The organism is Nostoc sp. NZL (genome assembly GCF_015714705.1).
In the GTDB taxonomy this organism is placed as follows: domain Bacteria; phylum Cyanobacteriota; class Cyanobacteriia; order Cyanobacteriales; family Nostocaceae; genus Nostoc; species Nostoc foliaceum_A.
The window spans coordinates 1-23,118 of sequence record NZ_WBKL01000153.1 but is presented as its reverse complement, the minus strand read 5'-3'; the positions used below and the strand labels follow the sequence as shown (position 1 = coordinate 23,118).

Annotated in this window: 16 protein-coding genes; 4 read left to right on the top strand and 12 right to left on the bottom strand. The window is 42.8% G+C overall.

Going from position 1 to position 23,118, the window contains the following annotated elements:
* Positions 1-114 precede the first annotated feature (114 nt).
* Positions 115-2,487 carry a putative PEP-binding protein gene (locus F8R90_RS21600; RefSeq protein ID WP_196512391.1) on the top strand — a complete coding sequence of 791 codons (2,373 nt, stop codon included), beginning with the start codon at positions 115-117 and terminating at the stop codon, positions 2,485-2,487.
* A 126-nt stretch (positions 2,488-2,613) separates the two neighbouring features.
* Here F8R90_RS21600 and F8R90_RS21595 read toward each other — a convergent pair whose 3' ends face one another.
* From F8R90_RS21595 to F8R90_RS21560, 8 genes are all read right to left on the bottom strand, one after another.
* Complete coding sequence (locus F8R90_RS21595) at positions 2,614-3,786, bottom strand: baeRF3 domain-containing protein (RefSeq protein ID WP_196512390.1); 1,173 nt, start codon at positions 3,784-3,786, stop codon at positions 2,614-2,616.
* Between the two features lie 229 nt (positions 3,787-4,015).
* Complete coding sequence (locus F8R90_RS21590; RefSeq protein ID WP_190895112.1) at positions 4,016-4,672, bottom strand: DUF1361 domain-containing protein; 657 nt, start codon at positions 4,670-4,672, stop codon at positions 4,016-4,018.
* Between the two features lie 464 nt (positions 4,673-5,136).
* Positions 5,137-6,384 (bottom strand): hypothetical protein, encoded by a 1,248-nt coding sequence (locus F8R90_RS21585; protein WP_196512389.1) that lies wholly within the window; start codon positions 6,382-6,384, stop codon positions 5,137-5,139.
* Between the two features lie 139 nt (positions 6,385-6,523).
* Positions 6,524-8,416 carry an iron uptake porin gene (locus F8R90_RS21580; protein ID WP_196512388.1) on the bottom strand — a complete coding sequence of 631 codons (1,893 nt, stop codon included), beginning with the start codon at positions 8,414-8,416 and terminating at the stop codon, positions 6,524-6,526.
* A gap of 1,267 nt (positions 8,417-9,683) precedes the next feature.
* Entirely contained in the window at positions 9,684-10,067 is a 384-nt protein-coding gene (locus F8R90_RS21575) for a response regulator (protein ID WP_230966594.1), read from the bottom strand.
* Positions 10,068-10,217: 150 nt separating this feature from the next.
* Positions 10,218-10,598, bottom strand: coding sequence for a response regulator (locus F8R90_RS21570; protein WP_196512387.1), 381 nt, complete (start codon positions 10,596-10,598; stop codon positions 10,218-10,220).
* Entirely contained in the window at positions 10,595-13,159 is a 2,565-nt protein-coding gene (locus F8R90_RS21565; RefSeq protein WP_196512386.1) for a PAS domain S-box protein, read from the bottom strand. The genes F8R90_RS21570 and F8R90_RS21565 overlap by 4 nt, the downstream gene beginning before the upstream one ends.
* Positions 13,156-15,009 carry a response regulator gene (locus F8R90_RS21560; RefSeq protein WP_196512385.1) on the bottom strand — a complete coding sequence of 618 codons (1,854 nt, stop codon included), beginning with the start codon at positions 15,007-15,009 and terminating at the stop codon, positions 13,156-13,158. Before F8R90_RS21560 ends, F8R90_RS21565 begins: the two co-directional genes overlap by 4 nt.
* A gap of 292 nt (positions 15,010-15,301) precedes the next feature.
* Between F8R90_RS21560 and F8R90_RS21555 the strand changes: the two genes are divergently transcribed.
* The gene (locus F8R90_RS21555) at positions 15,302-15,688 is read left to right on the top strand and encodes a hypothetical protein (RefSeq protein ID WP_196512384.1); all 387 of its coding nucleotides are present in this window, start codon (positions 15,302-15,304) and stop codon (positions 15,686-15,688) included.
* Positions 15,689-15,800: 112 nt separating this feature from the next.
* On the opposite strand, the gene F8R90_RS21550 is transcribed toward F8R90_RS21555, so the two are convergent.
* From F8R90_RS21550 to F8R90_RS21535, 4 genes are all read right to left on the bottom strand, one after another.
* Entirely contained in the window at positions 15,801-16,277 is a 477-nt protein-coding gene (locus F8R90_RS21550; protein WP_190895120.1) for a hypothetical protein, read from the bottom strand.
* A 145-nt stretch (positions 16,278-16,422) separates the two neighbouring features.
* A complete protein-coding gene (locus F8R90_RS21545; protein WP_196512383.1) occupies positions 16,423-17,187 on the bottom strand; it encodes an energy-coupling factor ABC transporter ATP-binding protein in 765 nt (254 codons plus the stop codon).
* Positions 17,188-17,216: 29 nt separating this feature from the next.
* On the bottom strand, positions 17,217-17,870 hold the full coding sequence (locus F8R90_RS21540) for an energy-coupling factor transporter transmembrane component T family protein (protein ID WP_196512382.1): 654 nt from the start codon (positions 17,868-17,870) through the stop codon (positions 17,217-17,219).
* Entirely contained in the window at positions 17,863-18,786 is a 924-nt protein-coding gene (locus tag F8R90_RS21535; protein WP_196512381.1) for an energy-coupling factor ABC transporter permease, read from the bottom strand. The genes F8R90_RS21540 and F8R90_RS21535 overlap by 8 nt, the downstream gene beginning before the upstream one ends.
* A 1,096-nt stretch (positions 18,787-19,882) precedes the next feature.
* Between F8R90_RS21535 and F8R90_RS21530 the strand changes: the two genes are divergently transcribed.
* Together F8R90_RS21530 and F8R90_RS21525 are read left to right on the top strand one after the other, a co-directional pair.
* Positions 19,883-21,127, top strand: coding sequence for a glycosyltransferase (locus F8R90_RS21530; RefSeq protein WP_196512380.1), 1,245 nt, complete (start codon positions 19,883-19,885; stop codon positions 21,125-21,127).
* A gap of 102 nt (positions 21,128-21,229) precedes the next feature.
* Positions 21,230-23,095: a glycosyltransferase family 39 protein gene (locus F8R90_RS21525; protein WP_442946754.1), complete on the top strand. Its 1,866-nt coding sequence runs from the start codon at positions 21,230-21,232 to the stop codon at positions 23,093-23,095.
* The last annotated feature ends 23 nt before the right edge of the window (positions 23,096-23,118 follow it).

Below are 23,118 nucleotides of genomic sequence, written 5' to 3'. Positions count from 1 at the left end.
AAAACTATTCCTATTGAGGAGTCCTGATTCAGGAGTCAGTGGATTAACGCCTGATAACGTACCAGGAAGGAATAGCCGTGGCGACAAATAGACAACTGAAAACTAACAAATTGAGTGGATAAACTCTACTGGCTAGACCAAATTAAACTACAAGACCGCGCCAAAGTAGGTGACAAAGCGTTTTTCTTAAGCAAAATTATCCAGCGTGGCTATCCGGTGGTGCCTGGTTTTGTTGTTTCAGCGGAAATTTTACGGCAATTTCTTGAAAATCTCAATAGTTCAGAGTCATTAGTAGCTGACTTACCCCATTCTTCGTTACACCTGGATGTCACTAATTGGCGGCAACTTCAGCAGGTGGCTGGTCGCTTGCGTCAGGAAATTCTGACTGCGACTGTGCCAGAGGAGTGGGTGAGGACAATTTTCCAAGCAGCTACAGAATGGCAAACTGGCTGTTTAATTCTTCGACCTACCTTGGCAGTATCGACTGCTACCCCAGGAATGAAGAATATATCGGGTTTGCTGGAGTCGGTATTTTGCCAGTGCGAACCCGAAGCGATCGCTTTTGCATTAAAGCGTACCTGGAGCCAGATATTTCGTGCCAGAAGTCTACTATATTGGCAGCGGGCCGGAATTAATCTGCAACAAATAAATTTAGCAGTTTTGGTGCAACCTGTTGAAAATGCGATCGCCAGTGGTTTGCTCAGAGCTAACTCCTCCGGCTGGGAAATTGAAGCTACTTGGGGATTAGGAATTGCGATCGCTCTTGGCGAAGTCCAGCCAGATGTTTACTACATTCAACAGGCAACTGGGGTTGTGCTTGAGCAACAGTTGGGCAATAAAATGCTCGCTTATGGTGTGGATGATGCAGCACCTGGAGCTTTTTCGCAACCCGTGCCCAAGTCAGCGCTAACACCAGATCACACTTGTCTGAGTACCTACCTACTTCAGGAAGCCCAACAAAAACAGTACGCTTTACAAGAAGAATACTTACAACAAATAATTGCTCTGGGAACTCAACTGGTAAGCGAACTGGGAAAAACCTTTACTATTAAATGGACTATCGCCGGGCAAAGTCCATCTGGCAAGCTCTACGTAACACAAGTTAGTTCTCCCCAATCTGTAATTATTCCCCACGGACACTTCATCAGGGGACTAGGGGCGGCAGGAGGACGTGTTGTGGCGACTGCCCTAGTAATTACTAATCCCCAACATAAACCCGAACAATTACCCAAGGGAGTGATTTTAGTAATACCAGCGATCGCGCCTGATTGGTTACCATTACTGCAACAAGTTGGTGGTATTATTACTGAACAAGGCGGATTAACCAGCCATGCTGCAATTCTTGCCAGAGAATTAGGTATCGCAGCAGTAGTAAACGCAACATCTGCTACAAGCTTAATCCAAACTGGCGAACGACTGCTGCTCGATGGCGACAGAGGAGAAATTTATCGAATCAAAGGAAACTCAAAGGAGGAGATGGAAAGAGGTAAAGAGGAGGAAAGTGGGAAACTAGGAAGAGAAAAGTTGCTTTCCTCGAATCACTCCAATCCCAAAGCAACCCATCCTCCTCTTAGTTCTCATCTACCTATGATTGCTACCCAACTGCTGGTTAACTTGAGTCAGTCCAGTTTAATAGAACAAGTGCAAAGCTTTCCTGTAGATGGGGTGGGATTATTGCGCTCAGAATTGATGGTACTAAATATATTGGACGGGCAACATCCTAATAGTTGGATTTTAGGCGGGCGGCAAGCAGAATTGTTAGAGCGCTGGTCTGAGCAGATTATGCAGTTTGCCCGTGCCTTTGCACCAAGACCAGTTTTTTATCGTTCTTTAGATTGGCCGCAGGATTTACCGTCATTGAGTGATAATTTACAATCTTCAACCCAGTCGATGTTGGGTGAACGTGGCACTTTCAGCTATTTACGAAATCCCGCAGTATTTGAGTTGGAACTGCAAGCTTTGGCAAGTGTTCAGCAAGCTGGTTACAGCAATGTCAATCTAATGTTGCCTTTTGTGCGGACTGTGGAAGAATTTGTCTTTTGCCGTCGCAAAGTTGAGCAAGCTCTTTTAACTGAGGTGTCACAGTTTCAATTGTGGATGATGGCAGAAGTGCCAAGCGTCCTGTTTTTACTGCCAGAATATGTCAAAGCAGGTGCAGCCGGAATTTCAATTGGTACAAATGATCTGACCCAATTATTGCTCGGAGTGGATCGAGAGCAAGGACAGCTAGCAAAAGTATTCAATGAACGTCATCCAGCAGTGATGAGTGCGATCGCTCAACTGATCCAAATGGCTAAAACTGCCGGTATAACTTGTTCAATCTGCGGTCAAGCACCAGCTCTCTATCCAGAAATCATTGATAAGTTAGTGGAATGGGGTATTACTTCTATTTCCGTCGAACCGGAAGCAGTGGAGCGAACATATCAGGCGATCGCTCGTGCTGAAAAACGTCTAATTTTAGCAGCAGCACGACGACAAATTCATTAGTTAAGAGTAATTAAATTTTTGATTTTTTAACGATAGATATCACAAAAGACCCCACCTCAATATACTCATGGGGTGGGGTAGCGATGTCTACGACGGGCTACGCCTACGCGTGTAAAACCGAAATTGTTAATATCGGTAAATCGCCGCAACGGCTGTACTATATGGAATCTGTTCAAAGGTAACAGCGTAAACCGTGCCACCATTTAATAAAGTATGAGCAGCAACAAAATCCAACAAATCCTCATCACCAGCTTCTTTTTCTGGGTGCAAATAAACCGTTTCTGAGGTTGGATCGAATAAACCCCACTGTTGCTGACCCACTGCAACTAGTAATGAATCCACTCGTTGGTAATAAGCTGCTGAGACAATTTCTTTGAGGTTGTTAGATGCTTTACCAGTATCACCGCCAAAGAATTCGTGAAATTGCTCCAAAACTTCTTGCTGCGACTTCTGGAAATCAGCCTCGACAATCGGCCAAGCTTCGTCATGTAACTCTTGGGCGCTGAGAATTTCTGGATTACCCGTGATAGCTTCATCCATCAAATGCTGGTAAGTATTTGCCTGTCTGTACAAGGGCAAGAGATACTCTACCCCAGCCAGCACCAAAGGCGCTTTTTGCTCTCGCAGTTTTTCGTGCAATGCGCCATCAATAATCTGAAAGAATTGTAGTATGTATTCTTGTTGTTTATCCTTTTCAGGGCTTCCCTGTCCGTGAAACGTACCTGGTTGCGAAAAGGAATTGGCGGTTCCCCCTCTTGATGTTGCAAGCCGGAACTGACCTTCTTTAGCAGTCTCGTCTTTTTGCAAAGCTTCATCTAGACTTTTAGGAAGATTTTCTACTTCCACCTCATTGACGGTGTAGCGTGTTCCTTCAAAGAACCTGACATCTTGTTGGCTCAAAGCCAGCATATAGAAGCGACCATTGCCATTTAAAATTGGCAGCAGTGGTTTGATGTGAAATCGGTCTGTAACCACGACCAACTCTTGAAAATCAATTGGCAGCGTGTAATAGCGAAAAATATTTTCAGAAATAAAAATCGCCAGCCCTTGCTCTCCCTTTTGCTCCCAAAACTCTTGGGTATCAATTTCATGGGATTTTTCCAGCAATGCGATCGCTTCTTTCTGTTCCAAACCCGCATCGATTAAACGAGTCTCCGCTTCCTTGACCAAATTTTTAAAGCGAATCGGGTCTTGTCGCACTTCTGGCCCAGCTGGGTGCGTTGGCATATAAATTGAAACACAATTTCCTTTTGGCTGTTCTATTAATGTCTTTATTTCCTCTCTAGAGATTAATTGCATCTTATATCCCTCCTATCAACGTGACCAGATAAATTAGACCAGACCATCGATATTCAATGATCTGATAGGGCGTTAGTTTCAGATAGTGGCGGTTGAAGTTCAACCGTTTGCTTCTGAATCTATTTCATCTCAAGGAGGGTTTAGTTACATCTTTCTTTTGACAGGCAATATTAACCCGAGGAATTACTAATTAAAACCTCAAATTTAAAAGCCAAAATCGTCACATTCATCAAATGTTTGGTGTGTTAGAGTTAGCGCGTCCTGAATTTATCCCTATTCTACTATTTGGTTGGCTAAGACCTAAAGTTACTCGTTTCATAATCCAGTACAAACCTGCAAGTACCACAAAGGTGATAGCAATAATCACCAGGGGCTGTTTCCCAAGAATTTCTTCTACCCCTTTGGTAAGTAAAGCATCAGGTTGAGTAATCAAATCCCAACTGTTGAAACGCAAAAATCGTCCCCAATAAATACCAATAGCGCAAAGAAAATGTGTAATCAACTCAACCCGCCAAATCCATTCGCTCTTGCCGATGCGATGTAAGTAGTAACCCCAATTAATTAACGATATTACATAAGCTTCAAATCCACCGAGAATTACTAACAAATACACAGGAATGAGTATCAAAGTAATCATCCACACCGATTGAATCGTGCGGATATCATCTATTAGGTGAATTACATCAGTCAACAAATATGGTGCATTTGGTAAGAAAGCATAGAAAACTAAGAATCCTAGCCACCAAAGCCAAGAGCCACCACGCCTAAAGCGAAATAGCCACACACTCAAAGCTAAAGGTATAAAAGCCAGAAATAAATTCCAAGTCATCCAACTCATATTAATTCGCAAGACCTGCACAACTCTGGCTATCAATTCTTCTTTCATAGGTGCTAACTCAGAAGACGTTTGATTGATCTAGATTCACTCTGTAGTGTTAGTGTTAACCTCAGTGATTGACTGATAAAATTTTTGTACCCCTAAAGAAATTTTTTACTCCCAGACTAGACAAGGCTTTTGTGTCACTTCAAAAGAAATGCACACTGATATATGTCTGATATTTAGAGTTTTTATGTCTTTCATACTGGGGGATGAAATTTATCAATCAATCAGCTGAAATCACTAGTATAGCCAGAAAATCATCAGGGTAAAATCTACCATAGAAAGAAAGTCTGAGCGGCAAAAATGCCGCTGAATAACTTCCTGTGAACTTTTTTATTGGAATGTTTCCCCTGTCCTGGCTATTATATAGATTTAATTCTGCCCTGCTAGAGTTCCAGAAGCACCTAAAACTTTTGCCAAGATGCCTAAAATAATCGTGCAATCCCTTCAGAACTAACGATATTAAATAACTAACGCACTAGCACTCGACTACGGGGGCCGATCGCTTGTTTGGGTGAAGTAGGTATTGTGCAGCTATTGGTAGAATCCTGTGAACAAGCAGCCTGAGGAAAGGTTGCAGGGTTGACAACTACTTGATTGATCTCCAGGGAATTACCGTTACTCAACTCCATATTAGGTGTAGTAGAAAGTGATGGATTAGACCCAGATGTGTATGTTGTAGGTGTTGAAGATGCGATCGCACTACCACCATCAACTATTGGCGTAACAGTGAATGTGTTACCGCCATCAACTATTGGTGCAACAGTGAATGTGTTACCACCATCAACTATTGGCGCAACAGTAAATGTGTTACCACCATCAACTATTGGCGTAACAGTCAATGTGCTACCGCCATCAACTATCGTTGTGAGAGTGGGTGTGCTACCACCACCAACTATTGGTGTGGGAGTGGGTGTGCTACCACCACCAACTATTGGTGTGGGAGTGGGTGTGCTACCGCTATCTACTATTGGTGTGGGAGTGGGTGTGCTACCGCCATCAACGACTGGCGTGGGAGTGATGAGAGTTGCAGTTGCAGGTACTTTAATTGTTATCCTCGCCAAGGGAGAGTTAGTCATTTCCAAAGATGTTACCTTTGGCGAACCTGGAAGATCGGATTTGAAATCAAAGACTGTGGGAGTTGCACCACCATTGCGATCGCTATATCGCACTCCATATCCACTTACTTCAAATGTGCCCTGATACTGGTTTCCAGTGTTTGGATCGGTGACAATACCAGTGTATAAGGCTTTTGTGAGATTAAATTCATCCTGAACGACTCCTTGAAATGTAGTTCCTGCCAATCTTCCCTGGTATTTATAAGGTGTCAACTCACCGTCAGAGAGAATCGGCGAAGTTAGAACCCCGTTGAAGGAGACAATCGGAATCCCTTTAAAGTCAACGTAGTAATGTAGGCTTCCATCATTACGTGTTCTTATTTGTACATAGTCTGACTTGTATACAGGAACGTAATTAGGATTGTTCTTAGTTCCTAAGTTCCGGGAGTAAGTCCCCGTGTCATCTGTATCAACACGAGTAGTACTTTGATTGAAATTGGGATTAATACTGGGAAGTTGGATAGTGCCTGATAATGTGCCAGTACTTTGAATTGTGATTTGAGCGAAAGCACTTGTTCCAGCTAAAGCAATGATGATTGCGGCTAAACTACTGCTGCCAACAACTGCACAACCCAACTTAGTTGATGAATGTAATTTCATGAAAAATTTGCTCCTTTAATCACCTATGAAAAAAAATACGCTTGGCTTTTCCTTCCTGCCATTGGGTAATGCAAGCATTTCATACTGAATAACACAGTATTGAAAAAGCGTCTTTAATTACATTTACATCAGTACAAAACTAAAACCGGAAAGTAGCTCTTAATGCCCCAACAATTAATGCATCGTTAGCAGCATTGTGATCGGGATTGAAAATAACGAATAAGCCCGGAGTCAAGGCAATATTGTCGCTCAACTGGGCGCGGTAAAAAAGTTCTACGTGAATTGATGTGTCACTACGTCCGTCTGCTGTCCCCCCATCAGAAAAGTTGGGAAAGTTGAAGCCTTCGGGTAAAGTGCTAGAAGTAATTTTGGGCGGTTGTCCTACGAGAACGCCCCCTAAATTCCCAGGACGCAGCAAATTGGGAAAAGCCGCGAACACCATCCAGTTGGTGGTTTCCACACTTCCAGAAAGGTTAAATGGTTTAGAGGAAGTAAAGCCACCCCAACCGCCCAACTGCAAGTTAGGGTTAATTCGCCAAGCAACGGTAGCGCCAATGGCTTGGGTATCGAAAGCTGTAGGATCTGCAAAAGGCGAAATCAGTTGAGAATCGCCGACACCACTTCCCAATAAACCATCTGGGGAGTGAGAATAAAGATAATGTACGCCGATATCGATGTTATTGCTGGGTGCTAAACTTAACTGAGCGCCAGCAGTAAATCTACCGCTAAATAGTCCACCCTGGTTGGTGTTGCCAGGAAAACTGGGGATTTCTGCACTATAAACGCCTTGCAAACTGATGCGATCGCTAATTTGCCAGTCAAAGCCGATACCGCCTGTGCCGTTGCCAATACTTAAAATTGGGTTACGTTGACCAAATAGAGAAATCGCGCCGTCGCTAGAACCTTCTAAAGGACTAATACCGCGAAAGGTGTTGATGGGGTTGACTCCCGCCGTACCTACGACAATTCCCAAGTTATCCGAGGCGAGAAATCGATAAGATAAGTCACTAACAACTAGATTGTTGTCTGTATTTGACTCGAAACCCAACCGCCCCATATTGGTAGATAGCAACGATGCAGTAGAACCCAAATTACCCGCAGATAGACCTGTTAACAGCAAATCTCGCCCTGTAAATGAAGTTGCTAAGGTTAGTTGGGCGCTACTTGTGAAAGTTAGATTGGTTTTTCCCTGGCGTTCAGGTACTCCATCTCTAGGAAACAAATCTACATCCGGGCTATTGGTTCCCTGAACGCTAAAAATGGCTTGACCAAATAATCTGGTAGTTGTGGAAAACCGATTACCTTGTAATTCACTAGTCCGGTTTTCCACAGCCTCGACACGCTGCTGTAATTGCTGCAACTCTGCTTTAAATTCCCCTTGCAACCTTTGCAGCAGGATTAAATCTTCACTATTAACAGTATTAATTTTATTATTAGCGTAGGCGTAGCCCGCCGCAGGCATCGCTTCGTTAATCTTCTCTAAACAAGCGTCTAAACCAGCCGCAAATTCATAACGGCTGATACTACTATTCCCCAGATAAGTCCCATCAGGGTATCCAGCAATGCAGCCATAGCGTTCTATCAAAGACTGCAAAGCACCAAAAGCCCAGTCGGAGGGTTGCACATCTTTAAGTTGCGATACTGAGGTGACTTGAGACATTGGGTTGTCTGAGTCTGGAGACTGAGGAGATAGAGAGAATTCTTCTGTATTTTCCTGGTTCTGGGCAACTTCTGTTACAGGTTGAGTATCTTTTAATTTAGGTAAGTTGGGAGAATTTATAAATTGAATTTTTTCTCTGCTTTTTTTAAGTATATTTTCGTACTTATTGGTTATAGCTGATGATGTGATTATATCTGGCTGCACAAATTCAGGCGGTGTAATTTCAGCAGCTGATACAACTTGAGATAAATTTTCCTGTGTTGACTCCTGCACCGGATTATCTGGCAGAATTACGGGCTGTTCTGGTAAATTAAGCGCAGAGATTGGCGCTGTTGCTAGCACACCCGCCATCAGTAGACTAATATCACTCATGGTATTCCATTTGACTTGCACCAATATTTCTTTTGACAGACAAAGTTGGTGTATATCAGGAAATTTTTTGAAAAAAAAGTGATAAAAGTTACTATGGCTATGATCCTAATGGCACTAAAAAAAGCTACAAGCTATACAAAATAAGCACTACAACTTTTAAAGCTATTGAACAGTGGAGAGATGGGGCGATTATCCTTCATGCAGTGCTTAGGCAAAGTTCCGCTGTTCCTTGCAGAGAGATTGGAATGGAATGTATGGGTTGTCCAAAAATTTTTGTAAGTAGAAAAAGCTGATACCAACAGGACTTATACAGAAGATATCTCCCCTAATTTAAAAAATTTGATCTTAAAGATCCCCTCCTTGTTTAAATTAGGGGGGATCGAGGTTTCAGCTTTTCAATACGTAAGTCCTAAACAATTTTGTATGAAGATGCAGAGAATGTTCTGCCTGAAATGCTTGCTAGATAAAGGGACTACTCTATGCAGCCTCACATAGAATTGGTATCACTTTTCAACCTATTAGTTAGCATTTCAGGCGATATCCCTAGCTAACTGACCTGAAAGCAATCGCTCTATTAGCAATGGTGTTTGCTTCCTGATTCACTATGGCTGAAATCCCTGTTTTTACGGTTTTTACGTTCGTTTGCAAAAGTTTGTGGTTTACTGAAATTGGCTTTTTAACTGATGATGTGCTTTTTATAGTCAAATTTAAAATATTGCTGTTTTTTTCTGAATTCAGGTTAGGCATCTCTTGCCAGCAGTGGCGGCAGAACCAGTAGGTTTGTTGTAAGCGAATGTGACGAAGCATTTGGTTGGAACAGCAGGGACAATTTGTCATAAAATTGATATTTTTTAAAAAAGTTAAACACAAGTAGATAGTTGGCTCTTGGCTTCACTACCAACAACTTGAATTTATAAACAGAAAATAAAAAACTAATAAAGAAATGAAAGTAGTTAACAAATTTTAAAAAATATCAGCAAGCACTTGATTAGCGATTACGGTCTTCCTGAGACAATCTATAAAATTAAGAATTTATTAAATAATTTCAGATATTTGGACTGCGAATAAATTCGTCAGCGCCTTAGGGACTTCCAACTAAAAAAATATCCCATCGCTTTCTTGGCAGGGGAGCAGGGAGCAGGGAGCAGGGGGGAGCAACAGTCGTGTTGAGTCCAGAAATTAGGATAATTTATTTTTTGGAGTTCCCTTACCTCTATGCTTAAAAGCAGGGGCTGTCTCGGCTCGGATATCTTGGTAAACTTATTGTTTAATCCATTAATGAAGTAAAATCCCAACCCAGCAGTTGAGCAACTTGAGCAGGGAGGGTAACTGGATTAAAGGGTTTGGGGATTACACCTGCGACTTGATACTGTCGCAAAATTTGCGAATCCAGCCATCGCGCTTTAGCACTGAGCAGCACTACAGGAATAGCTTGAGTTTCTGGATTATTTCTTAGTTTATTCATAAACTCAAAACTCGCGATGTCACGGATTGAGATATCTAATACAATCGCATCAGGACTGTGGCGTACTGCATTCTGCAATCCTTCTAATGGAGAATCTGCTGTCACCACATCCCAACCAGCTAAATCTTGGAGGCAAAATTTTACTATCTCACGTACATTCAGTTCATCATCAATGAGCAATATCATTTTGCCGCTTATATTTACCTCCTGTAGCATGTTCATTTCATTTCATATACCTTTCCGGTTATATAAAAGATTTTTATTTATAACCAAGAAAGATAAATTACAAAAATAAAAAACTAATAAAGATATAGATTTTGTTACAAATCTTAAAAATTAATCGTCCCACCCCAGAATCTCAGTAACTTCGTTGCAAATAGAGGTGGGTTCAAAAGGTTTGGTAATAATCCCAGCAATTCCCATCTGAGCAAAACGAGCGCGATCGCTCCCTTGGACTTTCGCTGTTAACAGAATCACTGGAATCCCTTGGGTTGCAGAATTTGCCTGAAGTTTTTCGTATACTGCAAAGCCGTCAATGTCAGGCATAGAAACATCAAGGAGAATGGCATCAATGGGTTCTGTTTGAGCGATTTTTAGTCCTTCTGCCCCTGATGCAGCTGTCAGAGTGTTCCATCCTCCCAAGTCTTCTAAACAAGCTTGTACTAATTCGCGGATTCGTTCTTCATCATCCACAATTAATACTTGTCTGTTAGTCATGTGATCTCCTCTGGTGGCAATGGCAGAGTGAAGAAAAACGTGCTGCCAACACTAAGAGTACTCTCAGCCCAGATTTGCCCACCGTGCCGATCAATAATACTACGACAGATTGCCAATCCCAAACCTGTGCCGCCTTTGGTGCGAGAATCAGAGGCATCTACTTGCTGAAATCTTCCAAAGATTGCTTCTAATTTGTCTGCGGGGATACCTCGTCCTTGATCCGCGATCTGGAAGAGTACGCGGTCTGTTTGCTGTTGGACACTCAGGGTAATAGTAGAATCGGCAGGGGAGAATTTAATCGCATTACCTAACAAATTGGTGAGTGTTTGCACAATGGCATCAGCAGCAGCCCAAACTTGAGCATTGCTAGGGTGGATGTTAAAGATAATATTTTGCTGATTGGCGATCGCTTGCACACCCGCTACTGCTTGTTGAATTAAATCAGCTGCATTGCAAGTGGTTTTTTCTAGGACAGCTCGATCCGATTCTAGGCGTTCCAAATCGAGAATATCGTTGACTAGACGCACTAAGCGATCGCTGTCGATGGCTGCAATCTCAATCATCCGCTTGAATTTGTCTGGTTTTTTGTCGTAGATACCAGTTTGGAGTAAGCCCAGTGCGGCGCGAATTGCAGTTAAGGGAGTGCGGAGTTCGTGACTAACGATGCCAATAAACTCACTCTTCATTAGATTAACCTGCTCTAGTTCAGTAATATCTTCGGCAATACCAGCAATCCGAACTACCTCGCCTAATTCATTTTTGATCCCAAATGCGCGATCGCGAATCCAACGGATTGAACCATCAGGGCGGATAATCCGATATTTTTTATCGTATTGCCCTGGTTTAAGCTGTTCAATGACTTCAGTTTCGACGCGCTGGCGATCTTCTGGGTGAATTGCATCTAACCAATTTGAATAGTTGTGATACAAGTCCTCACAATTTCTTTGCCAGATGGTTTGGTATGCGTTGCTCACATATAAAACTTGTTGACTTTGATTATCGGTCATCCAAAATACTGCTTGGATGTTTTCTGCCAGCTGACGAAACTTTTCTTCGCTCTCGCGTAAAGCTTCTTGAATGCCTTTGCGCTCAGTGATATCTTGGTGAACTGCAACCAGAACGTCGCCATAGTCGGGATGCCTGAATACAGAAGTCGTCACACTACACCAAAATGGTGTACCATCTTTTTTAAGATTCTGGACTTCGTAGTTGGCTTCAGTCTTTTGTAAGACGGCAGACAAAGTGGCTTGATTTACATCTTCAGTATTTACCGATTTGGTGACACTGCTCACAATCGAAACGTGCTGACCGTTGAGTTCATTAGAGTCATAGCCAAACATCTGCTCAAATTTAGGATTGGCATAGACAATGACTCCATTATCAATTCTCACTAAGCAAATGCCTTCCCCCATATTTCGGGTGATTACAGCCTGAAGCTCTAGCATTTGCGCCTGTTCTAAAAGTGTGAGTTGGGTTTGTTGCTGCTCTATCACTGTTTTTTGCAGGCGATCGTTCGTCTCTGTCAGTTGTGCAGTGCGTTCTTGCACCCGTTGTTCAAGTTCGGCATTTAGTTGTTGTAGATCAATTTCTGCCTGTTTGCGCTCCGTTAGTTCTATCTGTAACTGTTTAAACAAATCTGCTTGCTGGATAGCAATGCTTACTTGCGCTCCTAACTGCCGCAACAGAGTAATTTCTGAAGATTGCCACTCACGAGGAGCCGCACATTGATGAGCTGCCATTAATCCCCACAATTCATCTCCCAAAGAAATGGGAACGACGAGATTTGCCCTCACTTGAAGACTTTCCAAAAATTGAACGTGACAGGGACTAATTCCGGCAGTATAAATATCAGTTTTCGCAGTGACTAAGCCTTGTTTAAAGGGTTCGACGTTCTCTTCACCAATGCAAGGATCATGAATCTGGAGTGGTAAAAGAGCCATCCATTCCGGTGCAACAGACTCAATAACAATCGTTCCACCCCAACCTGGATAAAATTGGAAGATAGTGACGCGATCGCACTCCAGAAATTGCCGCACTTCATCAACAGTAGTTTGCAAGATATCTTGTAAATTCAGCGATCGCCGGATACGCTGAGTCATTTCCATCACTAAACGCTGTTGTTCAAATTGCTGTTGCAGCGTTTCTTGTGCTTGTTTGCGATCGTCAAGAGTCATCCGCAATTGCTCGGCATTTTCCTGAGACAATTGTTGGTTGAGTTGTTGAATCTTCTTTCTGCTGTACTGAAGATTGCCAGTTACCAAGTTAATTATCAAGGCAACCAGTAGGAAAAGTCCTAGCCGCAATACATCTTCTGGTTGATTAATCCCCGGTTGATATCGAGGGGGAATCAAGAAATAATCAATTGCCAGTGTGGAAAGGACAACTGTAACGATCCCTGGTCGAAAGCCACCATACCAAGTACTGACGATAATAGCTATATAGAAAAAAGCACCAATGGTTCGAGAAATCAGCGGTTCTAGCCAGAGTGACAAAAGCAGTGCGATCGCAGTTGAGCCAATAGCAACACCGTAGTTCAATAATCGCGGATAATTCCTGATCATTCTTTACCTCTCCCTGCCTGAGAGCGCCAGCGCGTTCTTTGAATCCGGCTCAGTACCCGTGTCACAAGTTCTGGCCCTAGCACTGGCTTGCTAATAAAATCATCGGCTCCGGCAGCAAAAGCTTGCTGAAGAAATTCTGCTTCAGTATGGGCTGTAACTACTAAAACAGGTAAATCTCCCCACTGGGCATCCTGGCGCACGACCTGGCACAACTCTAAGCCATTAACTATCGGCATTTCTAAATCTAGTACCACCAAATCTGGAGATGTTGCAATCAGCACCTTCCAAAATTGTTGTGATTGAGAGAGGGTTGTTACTTCCAGCCCCCAAGGAGTTAGTAAGGCTGATAATCCAGCCAGTATTACAGGGTCATCATCTACGATTAAAACTTTGGCTTCGGAAGTTTTAGGTTGAGATAAGACCCGAGCGATCGCCTGAAAAATCTGCTCAGTTGTCGCCGGTTTATGCAAAAATTGTCTAGCTCCTAAACGCGATACTGCCAGTCGGTCTGTCAGGGTGTCTCGTCCTGTAAAAACAATTACTGGGATATTTGGCGATCGCTGTACTATCTCGCTCAACAATACTAATCCATCTTCCTCTGTTCCAGGAAAACTCAAATCCAGTAAAACTGCGTCAGGTGTTTTTAAGGAAAAAAGCGATCGGGCTGTTGCTAAATTTGGTGCAACCTTCATTCTGATTCCCCATGAGTCAGCTTCTGCCTGCAACTGCTCCGTCAGCATCGCATCATCATCGATGACTAACAGACGATAAGTTTGGTTCATCGGGACGCTTTGAGCAGTGGAAGTAACAGCAGGCTTGGTTAACTCTTGCTGTAATGCTGTTACCAGTTGCGAGAAATCAGAGATTTTATCTGGAGATAGCGAGGAATATTGAAGCAGTAAATGCTCTATTTTCCGTGCTAGCCGGGAACCCTCTGGATAACCAAATGACCCCATCGAACCTGCTAGCTTATGGGCTTCATGCAATGCCTGCTGATGTAAATCTTCATTAAAATTCCCGGCTAAAAGTGCAGTTTTTGCCCGATCTAGCACTACAACCTGTCCGGTAAAGGAATTACGAAATCGCTCCAGCACCCGATTTACAGAAGTCATATCTTTGGGAGCAGGTTTTTTCTTTCCATCTTGATTGTTTTCGATAACAGAGATGGAGCGATTAGGCGCAGGCTTGAGGCGATAGCCCATGCCATATACCGTTTCTAGAAATTCTTCTGCTAGTCCTGCTGTTTTCAGTTTCTTTCGCAAGTCTTTAATATGAGTCGTAACTGCACTTTCAGTCGGTGCATCATCAAATCCCCAAAGCCGATCTAGAATTACTGCACGACTAAAGATCCGTTCTGGGTTTTGCAAAAACAACTCCAGCAGTTTGTATTCTGTTGCAGTGAGGGGAATTTCTTGCTCATTACAAGTTACTCTGCCGGCACTTGGATCTAAACAGACATCTCCCCAGGTTAATGTGGATGATGAGATTGCCTCATTGCGTCGTAATAAAGAGCGAATTCTTGCTAGTAATGCTTCTGGGTCGAATGGCTTGATGACATAATCATCTGCTCCGGCATCTAAGCCTGCGACAATATCTGCATTAGAATTTTTCCCTGTTAACAACAGAATGGGTTTACGGTAGCCTTGCGATCGCAGTTGCCGACACAAGCTAATACCATCCAGTTTCGGAATTAGCCAGTCCAGCAAAATCAACTCATATTCAGCCGATATCGCTAGTTCTAATCCAGCTTGTCCATTGCTTGCTATGTCGATAGTATAACGATTTGCGCTCAACAACTCGAAGAGTGCTGTACTCAGTAATACGTCATCCTCTACCAACAAAATTTTCATAAGTTGAATCTAAAAAAGATGCTTATGACATCTTTGCGATCGCAGCGCACACTATCTGCGTGGTCAAACTCCTGCATGATTTTAATATATTGTTACAAACTTTACAACAAGTTAATTAAAATTTTGCACTCTGATATGCTTTTTTGCAAATCTTCATAAATAAAGGAAAATATTCCTTTACTTTGATTGTGAGAAATTTATTTAATAATTTTTTCTGTAAAACCTAGAATCCTCATTAAATCTTTAGATTTAGAGATTATTTTTTGAAAGTCTCAATTATGCTCTATAAATTATGCAATACCTATACTATTTGTCCAATGCTAGTCTGACACTGCGGGTTGTTGAATATTGTAGTAAAAATGATTTTTCTGTTGAATTTGTGACTGTAATTAATCAATTTGATGGTTGGATAATCAACGTCAAAATTAAATCTTTTGTTTCTGCACCAAAGGATAAAGATATTAGAGCTTTCTTAAGTGAATTGGGAATTATTTACTCACCATCCGAGTTGATTAGTAAGGTTCTGAGCAGTTTGGAAGCTGGACAATCAACAATTAATGTTATGAAACGCTATAAGGTAGCGGTAGTTTCTCACGGTAGACCGCAGCCTGATGAGATTGAAGTATTCCGACAAAATTATATCCGGGGATTGGGCTATTGTCCGCAAAACTTAGCTTGACTTAACGTTATATTGCTTTTCTTAGTGCCATTTGGAGCAGGGAGCATGGGGAAAATTCCTCTCCTCTGCACTTTTTTCCCTGCCCCTCTGCCTCTTCCAATGCCCCAGATAGTTATTCTGGCTGGCTACAATACTTATTCATCTGATTGACTAACGTATCCGACTGCTTGCCAACTGTTGTAGCTGTTGTCAGTGCCGAGTCAATTTCGGTTCTCGCCTTTTGGATTTTTTCCCTGCCAGGTGCCGAGGCTTCTGCTGTCTTGGTTGCGCCTAGTGCTCTACCGGCAATGGCGATCGCTTGACTGAGATTCTGAAAAATTTTGACAAAACCGCTTTGAAATTCTTTCAGCTTAGGATCTGTTAAATTCAGTTCCCTAATCGATTTAGTCACAAATTCTAAATCTTTGGATAGCTGTATGCTGGTAATCACTTGCGTTCCTTTATTTTTATCAATCAGAGAAGTTCCGGCATTCACAACTCGAATCAGTCGCTGGCACTGGGAGACTTTATTTTCGCTACAACTAGTAATGAATAAGGCAATGCTCAGGCTAACAGGAGCCATAACGGTATATTTAGGTAAAACAGACATTAACACCCCACCAGCAATAAAACCCAGAATATAGTACCCAATATTACGAGTAAAAAAGATAAATCAGGTAGGGGGCATGGGGCATGGAGAAGAGGCAGAGGAGAGGAATTTCCCCCTGCTTCCTGCTTCTCTTCTCTCTCTCATATCACCAATCTATCGGCAAACCCAACTGGTCTAAAGTAGCACCATCTTGTAAAAGTGGCTGAATATCGCTGTCTATTTGAATGCGACCACCAGACAGTACCAAGGCACGTTGCGTAACTCTGCCTAGCCAATGCAAGTCATGGGAAGCAATTAATATCACCTGCACGGGTAACTTTAACAACACTTGTGCTAAATGACGCCGCCATGCTGGATCAAGACCGTTAGTCGGTTCATCCAAAATTAGAATTGTCGGGTCTAGGGCTAAAATTGAGGCTAGGGCGGCCAACCGTCTTTGTCCACCCGAAAGTTCGTGGGCGGAACGATTGGCGTAAGCTTCAAGACCGAAATCAGCTAATAATTGCCGGGCGCGATCGCTTGCCTGGGCTGGTGACATTCCATAGTTGCGTGGCCCAAAGGTAATATCTTCCAAGATGGTCGGCATAAATAGTTGGTCGTTGGCATCTTGGAAGCTAAAGCCGATTTTGCGACGTACTTGGGGTAGAGTTTTAGGTTCTACTGGGATGCCATTAATCGTAATTTTGCCAGTTTGCGGTTGTTTTAAGCCGATCAGGTTCTCCAGCAAGGTGCTTTTTCCAGAACCAGTTGCTCCCATCAACGCCACGCGATCGCCTGGATTTAAGGTAAAAGAAATTTCTTGTAATACTGGCTCCTGGCGAGAATAGGCATACACTAGGTTCTCAACCTCGACCACGGCTGCGTGGGGGTTATGGGTTGATGGTTGGGGATTAGAACTTAAAGATTTCAAGATTCACAAACTCAATATTCACAACTGCGCTAAATTCTGTAAGAAGTTACAGTTACACAAGCAGCGATCGCCCAAGCTACTAACAGGGCAAAACGCTCTTTTGGTCTGAGGGTAGAATCTATGGGCAATTGCCCGTTGTATCCACGAGCGATCATTGCCGCATAGACTCGCTCTGCCCTATCCAGACTACGGAGATACAAGGCTCCAATCATGGCAACACTGGCGTAGCGCAGCCATCCCGCAGTTCCTGTCAGACCGCGTAATTGAGCGCTGCGTTGCATCCGCGTCACTTCTGAGAGCAAAATTTCCATATATTGCCCAGCTAACAACAAGTTTTCCTTTAAAGGTGCTGGTACAGGTAAGCCTTTAAGGGCTATGCCAAAACTATGGGGCGGTAAGGTTAACAAAAAACTATTCATGGTAACCAGACAAACCAGAGAACGAACTAGCAAAAAACTGGCTCGTTCCCATCCCAAGGGCAATGCCAGCAATGACAAAAAAATCAATTCTGTACCGAGCAATCCTCCCAAGCGGCGAATTGGTACACGCAAGAAGCAAGCCCACAAAAGTGCGATCGCGCCATATACACCTAAGCAATACCAAGCATGATGCTTTAATAAAGCTGCTCCCACCACAACCACTAGAGACAGTTGCAAACGTAATGGCAAGGGAAGTTTAAGCATTCTTAGGTTTCACCACCTTGGCAATCCCAAAGGCAACAGCAAAACAAACCGTAGCTCCCACAAGTCCAGCGATACTTGTGCCAATTGGCCCCAAACCCTCAATCCCATAGTCAGCTAAGGGAGTCGGCACAATTACCCGCACTTTATCGGCTAAGTCGATGAAGCCCGTATTTTCGGCGACTTTCTCCAAACCATCAGGCCAAGCTGAAGCAAAGAGTGATAGCACTCCCGCAATTAAGAAAATGGTGACAATGGGTACAGACCAACCGCGAAACTCCTGCTGTTCCCCTGGTAATAAATCTGGTCGGGCTGTGGCTAAATAAGTCAGCACACCTCCCGTAATTATCCCTTCGCCAATGCCAATCAGAATATGGACACCAGCCATTGCTGGTAAAACTATAGCTACGGGTGCAGTTCCTGAAAGGGCTAACTCAATGGCACAAGCAATAGCAGCTACCACTACACTTACACCAGCAGCTATACCAGCAGCCAAAGGTAAGCGCCCTTTAGCCCCCCCAAACAGCCGCTGCAAGGTTTGGGTTAAAACCCAGCCAACCCAAACACCAACTACTGCCATATTCAAAATATTTGCTCCCAAGGCCGTAATGCCACCATCAGCAAACAGCACAGCTTGAATAATTAAAACTGTGGCGATACACAACGTCCCTGCCCAGGGACTACCCAAAACGATCGCAGCTAAGGTTCCCCCCAACAAGTGACCACTAGTACCCCCTGCTACCGGGAAGTTGATCATCTGGGCGGCAAAAATGAAAGCCGTGGTTAGTCCCAGTATGGGCGCACGGCGGATACCAAAAGCCTGTTGCGATCGCTCAAAGGCAATAAAGAGTGCTGCCACGCTGGCTAAACCAGTAGCCCCTGCCACCGGTACAGAAACAAATCCATCAGGAATATGCATGATCTACCCTGTATTTTAGATGTTTATTTACTCACTACAAGCAATAAAACAAAGGCATTAAATTAATAACAAACAGAATTTTCACCTTTTTTGCAATGCCCTCTTGGGGGATTTTATACTGTTACTTTTGAGAGATTTCCAATCCAATGGCTGATAAATAGTATACTTATTTTATTGAATTATTAAATTTTGTTAATTTTATTTTTATAGTATGTCGCTAAATTTTGATAAACTCTTGAAAAAGTGGAAAAAACTTGACTTTAGTAAGTTAACATGCTTTTGAGTTACATATTATCAATCACCAAAAGGCTGGCTAGAATTGCGTTTCTTTTCTACGAAACGCTACGCGAACATTTTGAATTTTGAATTGCTTTGCTGCTCTGAGGTTGAGAGATAGCTATCACGATTTACAGAAGTTTTCATTTATTTTATCCACATGTGTCGTATGGAAACAGTATTGCTGTGCCCCCAAAAGATCGAGTCTATTTACCTGAGAATAGCTGTATAACTAAATTGTTTTGAGATATTATCTAGAGACAAAAATAATTATAAAGTCAGAGTTCAAGATTCAGAATATAATTAGCTCTTGATCCGTACTCACCACTTTCTTGTTGACCACCAATTTGAAGATTTGGTGAACCAGTAATTAGTAAGTAGGTACAAATAATTAAAATAAATGCACCGAAAACCCAAGATGGTGCCTGACAAAAGCCGTAAAACCCCTATAAATACTATTTTCTTACGAATGATTTCGGATTGGTACATTAACCCTACTAATACTAAAAGGTCTTCACATAGTCTTGATAATACTGTATATTTTCTAACTTAATGATACAGTATAAATTAATTATTTGTATAAAAAATTGAGTAAGCGTTGATACATACCATAAAAACAATTAGTCAAATTTAAAATTTAGATGAAGTTTAGGAAAATATTTTGAATTGAGGTGCGGCAATTACTAAACTTTTCAGAACAGTTAACTGTAACAAAAGTAGTCATCAAATTTTGACTTAACCTAGTTAGTCAATAAAGGTAGCAGATATTCCGCTTTATTTCCCTCGGTCTTTACATATCCTCGTTCTGTAATGTGAAATTATGAAGACAAACTCATCCAACTCACTGTTAACAGCACCAACTGGCCCACTAAAGATTTCCGAGTTGCCACCTAACCGTATGGCTACAAGTGGTGAATCTATCCATCTTTCCCTAGTAATTCCTACTTATAAAGAGCGTGACAACATCAAAAATGTGGTCAGCATATTGAGTCAGTTACTCGATGAATCTATTCCAGGAAACTATGAACTGATTGTGGTAGACGATGATAGCCCAGACCGAACTTGGGAAATAGCACAATCCTTGACGACAGAATACCCGCAGTTACGGGTGATGCGACGCCAACAAGAACGGGGGTTATCCTCAGCGGTGATTCGTGGGTGGCAAGCAGCTACGGGGAATGTGTTGGGGGTGATTGATGGAGATTTGCAGCATCCACCAGAAGTGCTGATGCAACTGTTGCGTAGGGTTGAGCAGGGAGCAGATTTGGCAGTAGCCAGCCGTCATGTTGAAGGAGGTGGTGTCAGTAGCTGGAGTGTTGTCAGGCGTTTCTTGTCTCGTGGTGCTCAGTTGTTAGGCTTGGTGATTTTGCCGGGGGTACTGGGCAGAGTTTCTGACCCAATGAGTGGTTATTTTATGGTGCGCCGGAGTGCGATCGCAAATGCAACACTCAATCCAGTTGGATACAAAATTCTCCTAGAAGTCATCGGGCGCGGGAAAGTAGACCAAGTTGCCGAAGTTGGGTATGTGTTCTGTGAACGCAAAGAGGGTGAGAGTAAGGTCACATGGAAGCAATATATAGATTACATCCACCACTTAGTACGGTTGCGGCTTTCCACAGGGCGAGTAGGACGATTGAGTAGAAAAGTGAATTTCCCCGTTGGCCGATTTCTTCGCTTTGGGGCGGTTGGCTTTAGTGGGGTATTTGTGGATATGGCAGTACTTTACTTGCTCAGTGATCCGACTACCTTGGCTTTGCCACTGACGCGCAGCAAAATTATTGCTGGTGAAATTGCGATTTTAAATAATTTCTTGTGGAATGATGCTTGGACATTTGCCGATGTCAGCGCCAGACAGCAAGAATGGCATCAACGCCTGAAGCGGTTTGTGAAATTCAACGCCATTTGCCTTGCTGGACTCGTATTGAATGTACTGATATTAAATCTGGTATTCAATTTCTTGATTCCTAACCGCTATATTGCCAACTTTATTGCGATCGCAGTTGCTACCATCTGGAATTTCTGGATTAATTTGAAACTTAGCTGGCGCGTCACTGATGTGAAATAATCACAACGAGGGATTTGAGATTTTGAGTTTTGTTCTTAGACTTTAGAACGAACTGAAATCTAAAACGTCAAATCTACAAATCCATTTGTGTGAGGCCCGGCAATGAGAGTTTTTTTCCAAGGTGCATTTTATTTTTCCAGAAAAATTATCTCGTTGCTACCTGCATCTGCTATCCATTTCCTATCTCTGGCAGATACAAACTCTGCCTCACAACACAAGCATTGGCATAGTTGGCATCGCCTCCCTCCTTCCTGGGTTCACCCCTTGCTGAACTTGATGTGGTTGCTCATCGGCATTAGCTTGCGCCTAGCCAACTTGACTGCAAAGCCTCCTTGGACTGATGAGTTTTCCACCTTAGTGTTTAGCTTGGGGAATACTTTTTTATCAGTACCCCTAGATCAAGCGATCGCACCTGATGTTCTGCTATCACCATTGCAACCAAACCCAGCGGCTAGTATTGGTGATGTCATACATAACTTAGTTACACAAGATACACATCCACCACTGTATTTTGTCCTGGCTTACCTGTGGATGAAATTATTTCCCAGCGACGGAGGATTAGTATCGATATTTGCGGCGCGATCGCTACCAGCTATAATTGGTGCTGCCTCCATACCATGTGTTTACCTATTAGGTAGGGTAGCGTTTCGTTCGCCATTAGTAGGACACTTGGCTGCTGCCATGATGGCAGTATCACCCTACGGCATCTTTTTAGCACAAGAAGCACGCCATTACAGTTTGGCAGCCTTATGGGTAACTGCTTCCCTCACCTGCTTAGTAATTGCCACACGTCATATTCAAAACCGCACACCTTTACCCATCTGGATAGCGGTTTCCTGGGTGGAAATTAATGCTTTAGGCCTGGCTACTCATTATTTCTTCAGCCTCACCCTCTGCACAGAAGCTGTAGTTTTAATTTTTTTTGCTTGGCTTCAATTGCAGACTAACACCAAATTTTCTCTCCTCTTCTCTCCTCCCTGGCGGCGGATCTATGCCGTTGCTGTAGGTACTTGTGTGGCGGGTTTAATTTGGCTACCAATCTTTTTAGAGAATAAAAATCGTAGTAATTTGACCGAGTGGATTCGAGGTTCGCGCGTCGGACTAGATTGGTTAAGCCCAATTTTTCAAGCTTTAGGAACATTGATTGCAATGATTTCCCTGTTACCAGTTGAATCTTCGCAGCTATTGGTTGTGATTCCTTCTGGAGTGGTGATGCTGATTTTCTTTATTTGGGCAGTACCAATTTTGCTGCGTGGGATCAAGATTCAACTACAGCAGCCAGAAAGCCGGATTATGATTCAAGTGCTTGCTGGAGTCGTGATCAGTGCGATCGCTTTATTCTTTATATTTACGTACTTTTTCGGTATCGATCTGACAAGAGGTGCTAGATATAACTTTGTTTATTTTCCCGCGATCGTTGTTTTATTAGGGGCAAGCCTCGCAGTTTGTTGGCATCCTCCCAAGGAATGGATAGAAACACAGCAAGGGAAAAATAGGATAAAAAGTATAGGTAAATGGGGAATAAACGGTAAAAAAGCCGTGATGTTAATTTGGTTAATGGGATTTGTCAGTGCAGTTACAGTAATCTGCAATCTCGGCTATCAAAAATATTATCGCCCTGATCTGTTTGTGCAACTAATTCAACAAACATCCCCAACACCAGTACTGATTGCCACTACTCACAAAACTTATGTACACACTGGGGAAATGATAGGGGTAGCTAGGGAGATTAAACTTGCAAATTCACCCCAAAAACCTCTGTTTCTCCTTGCCCATCAAGACCAAGACCCGAATACTTCCAGCATTACTCTGGAAAATACTTTAAAGAAATTACCACGACCTTTTGACTTGTGGCTGGTAAACTTTCACGCACCTGTAGCAGAAGCCGTCAAAACATGCGTTATGTCTGATAATCAATCTTTACCAAGCGTAGACGGCTACGAATATGAACTTTATCATTGTCGATAACCTGGGGAGCGGGGACTGGGGAC

Excerpts from the sequence above, each read along its gene's own strand:
- F8R90_RS21595 (WP_196512390.1), bottom strand. The coding sequence starts at position 3,786 with ATGCAATTAATCTCTAGAGAGGAAATAAAGACATTAATAGAACAGCCA.
- F8R90_RS21590 (WP_190895112.1), bottom strand. The coding sequence starts at position 4,672 with ATGAAAGAAGAATTGATAGCCAGAGTTGTGCAGGTCTTGCGAATTAAT.
- F8R90_RS21585 (WP_196512389.1), bottom strand. The coding sequence starts at position 6,384 with ATGAAATTACATTCATCAACTAAGTTGGGTTGTGCAGTTGTTGGCAGC.
- F8R90_RS21580 (WP_196512388.1), bottom strand. The coding sequence starts at position 8,416 with ATGAGTGATATTAGTCTACTGATGGCGGGTGTGCTAGCAACAGCGCCA.
- F8R90_RS21575 (WP_230966594.1), bottom strand. The coding sequence starts at position 10,067 with ATGATATTGCTCATTGATGATGAACTGAATGTACGTGAGATAGTAAAA.
- F8R90_RS21570 (WP_196512387.1), bottom strand. The coding sequence starts at position 10,598 with ATGACTAACAGACAAGTATTAATTGTGGATGATGAAGAACGAATCCGC.
- F8R90_RS21565 (WP_196512386.1), bottom strand. The coding sequence starts at position 13,159 with ATGATCAGGAATTATCCGCGATTATTGAACTACGGTGTTGCTATTGGC.
- F8R90_RS21560 (WP_196512385.1), bottom strand. The coding sequence starts at position 15,009 with ATGAAAATTTTGTTGGTAGAGGATGACGTATTACTGAGTACAGCACTC.
- F8R90_RS21555 (WP_196512384.1), top strand. The coding sequence starts at position 15,302 with ATGCAATACCTATACTATTTGTCCAATGCTAGTCTGACACTGCGGGTT.
- F8R90_RS21550 (WP_190895120.1), bottom strand. The coding sequence starts at position 16,277 with ATGTCTGTTTTACCTAAATATACCGTTATGGCTCCTGTTAGCCTGAGC.
- F8R90_RS21540 (WP_196512382.1), bottom strand. The coding sequence starts at position 17,870 with ATGCTTAAACTTCCCTTGCCATTACGTTTGCAACTGTCTCTAGTGGTT.
- F8R90_RS21535 (WP_196512381.1), bottom strand. The coding sequence starts at position 18,786 with ATGCATATTCCTGATGGATTTGTTTCTGTACCGGTGGCAGGGGCTACT.
- F8R90_RS21530 (WP_196512380.1), top strand. The coding sequence starts at position 19,883 with ATGAAGACAAACTCATCCAACTCACTGTTAACAGCACCAACTGGCCCA.
- F8R90_RS21525 (WP_442946754.1), top strand. The coding sequence starts at position 21,230 with ATGAGAGTTTTTTTCCAAGGTGCATTTTATTTTTCCAGAAAAATTATC.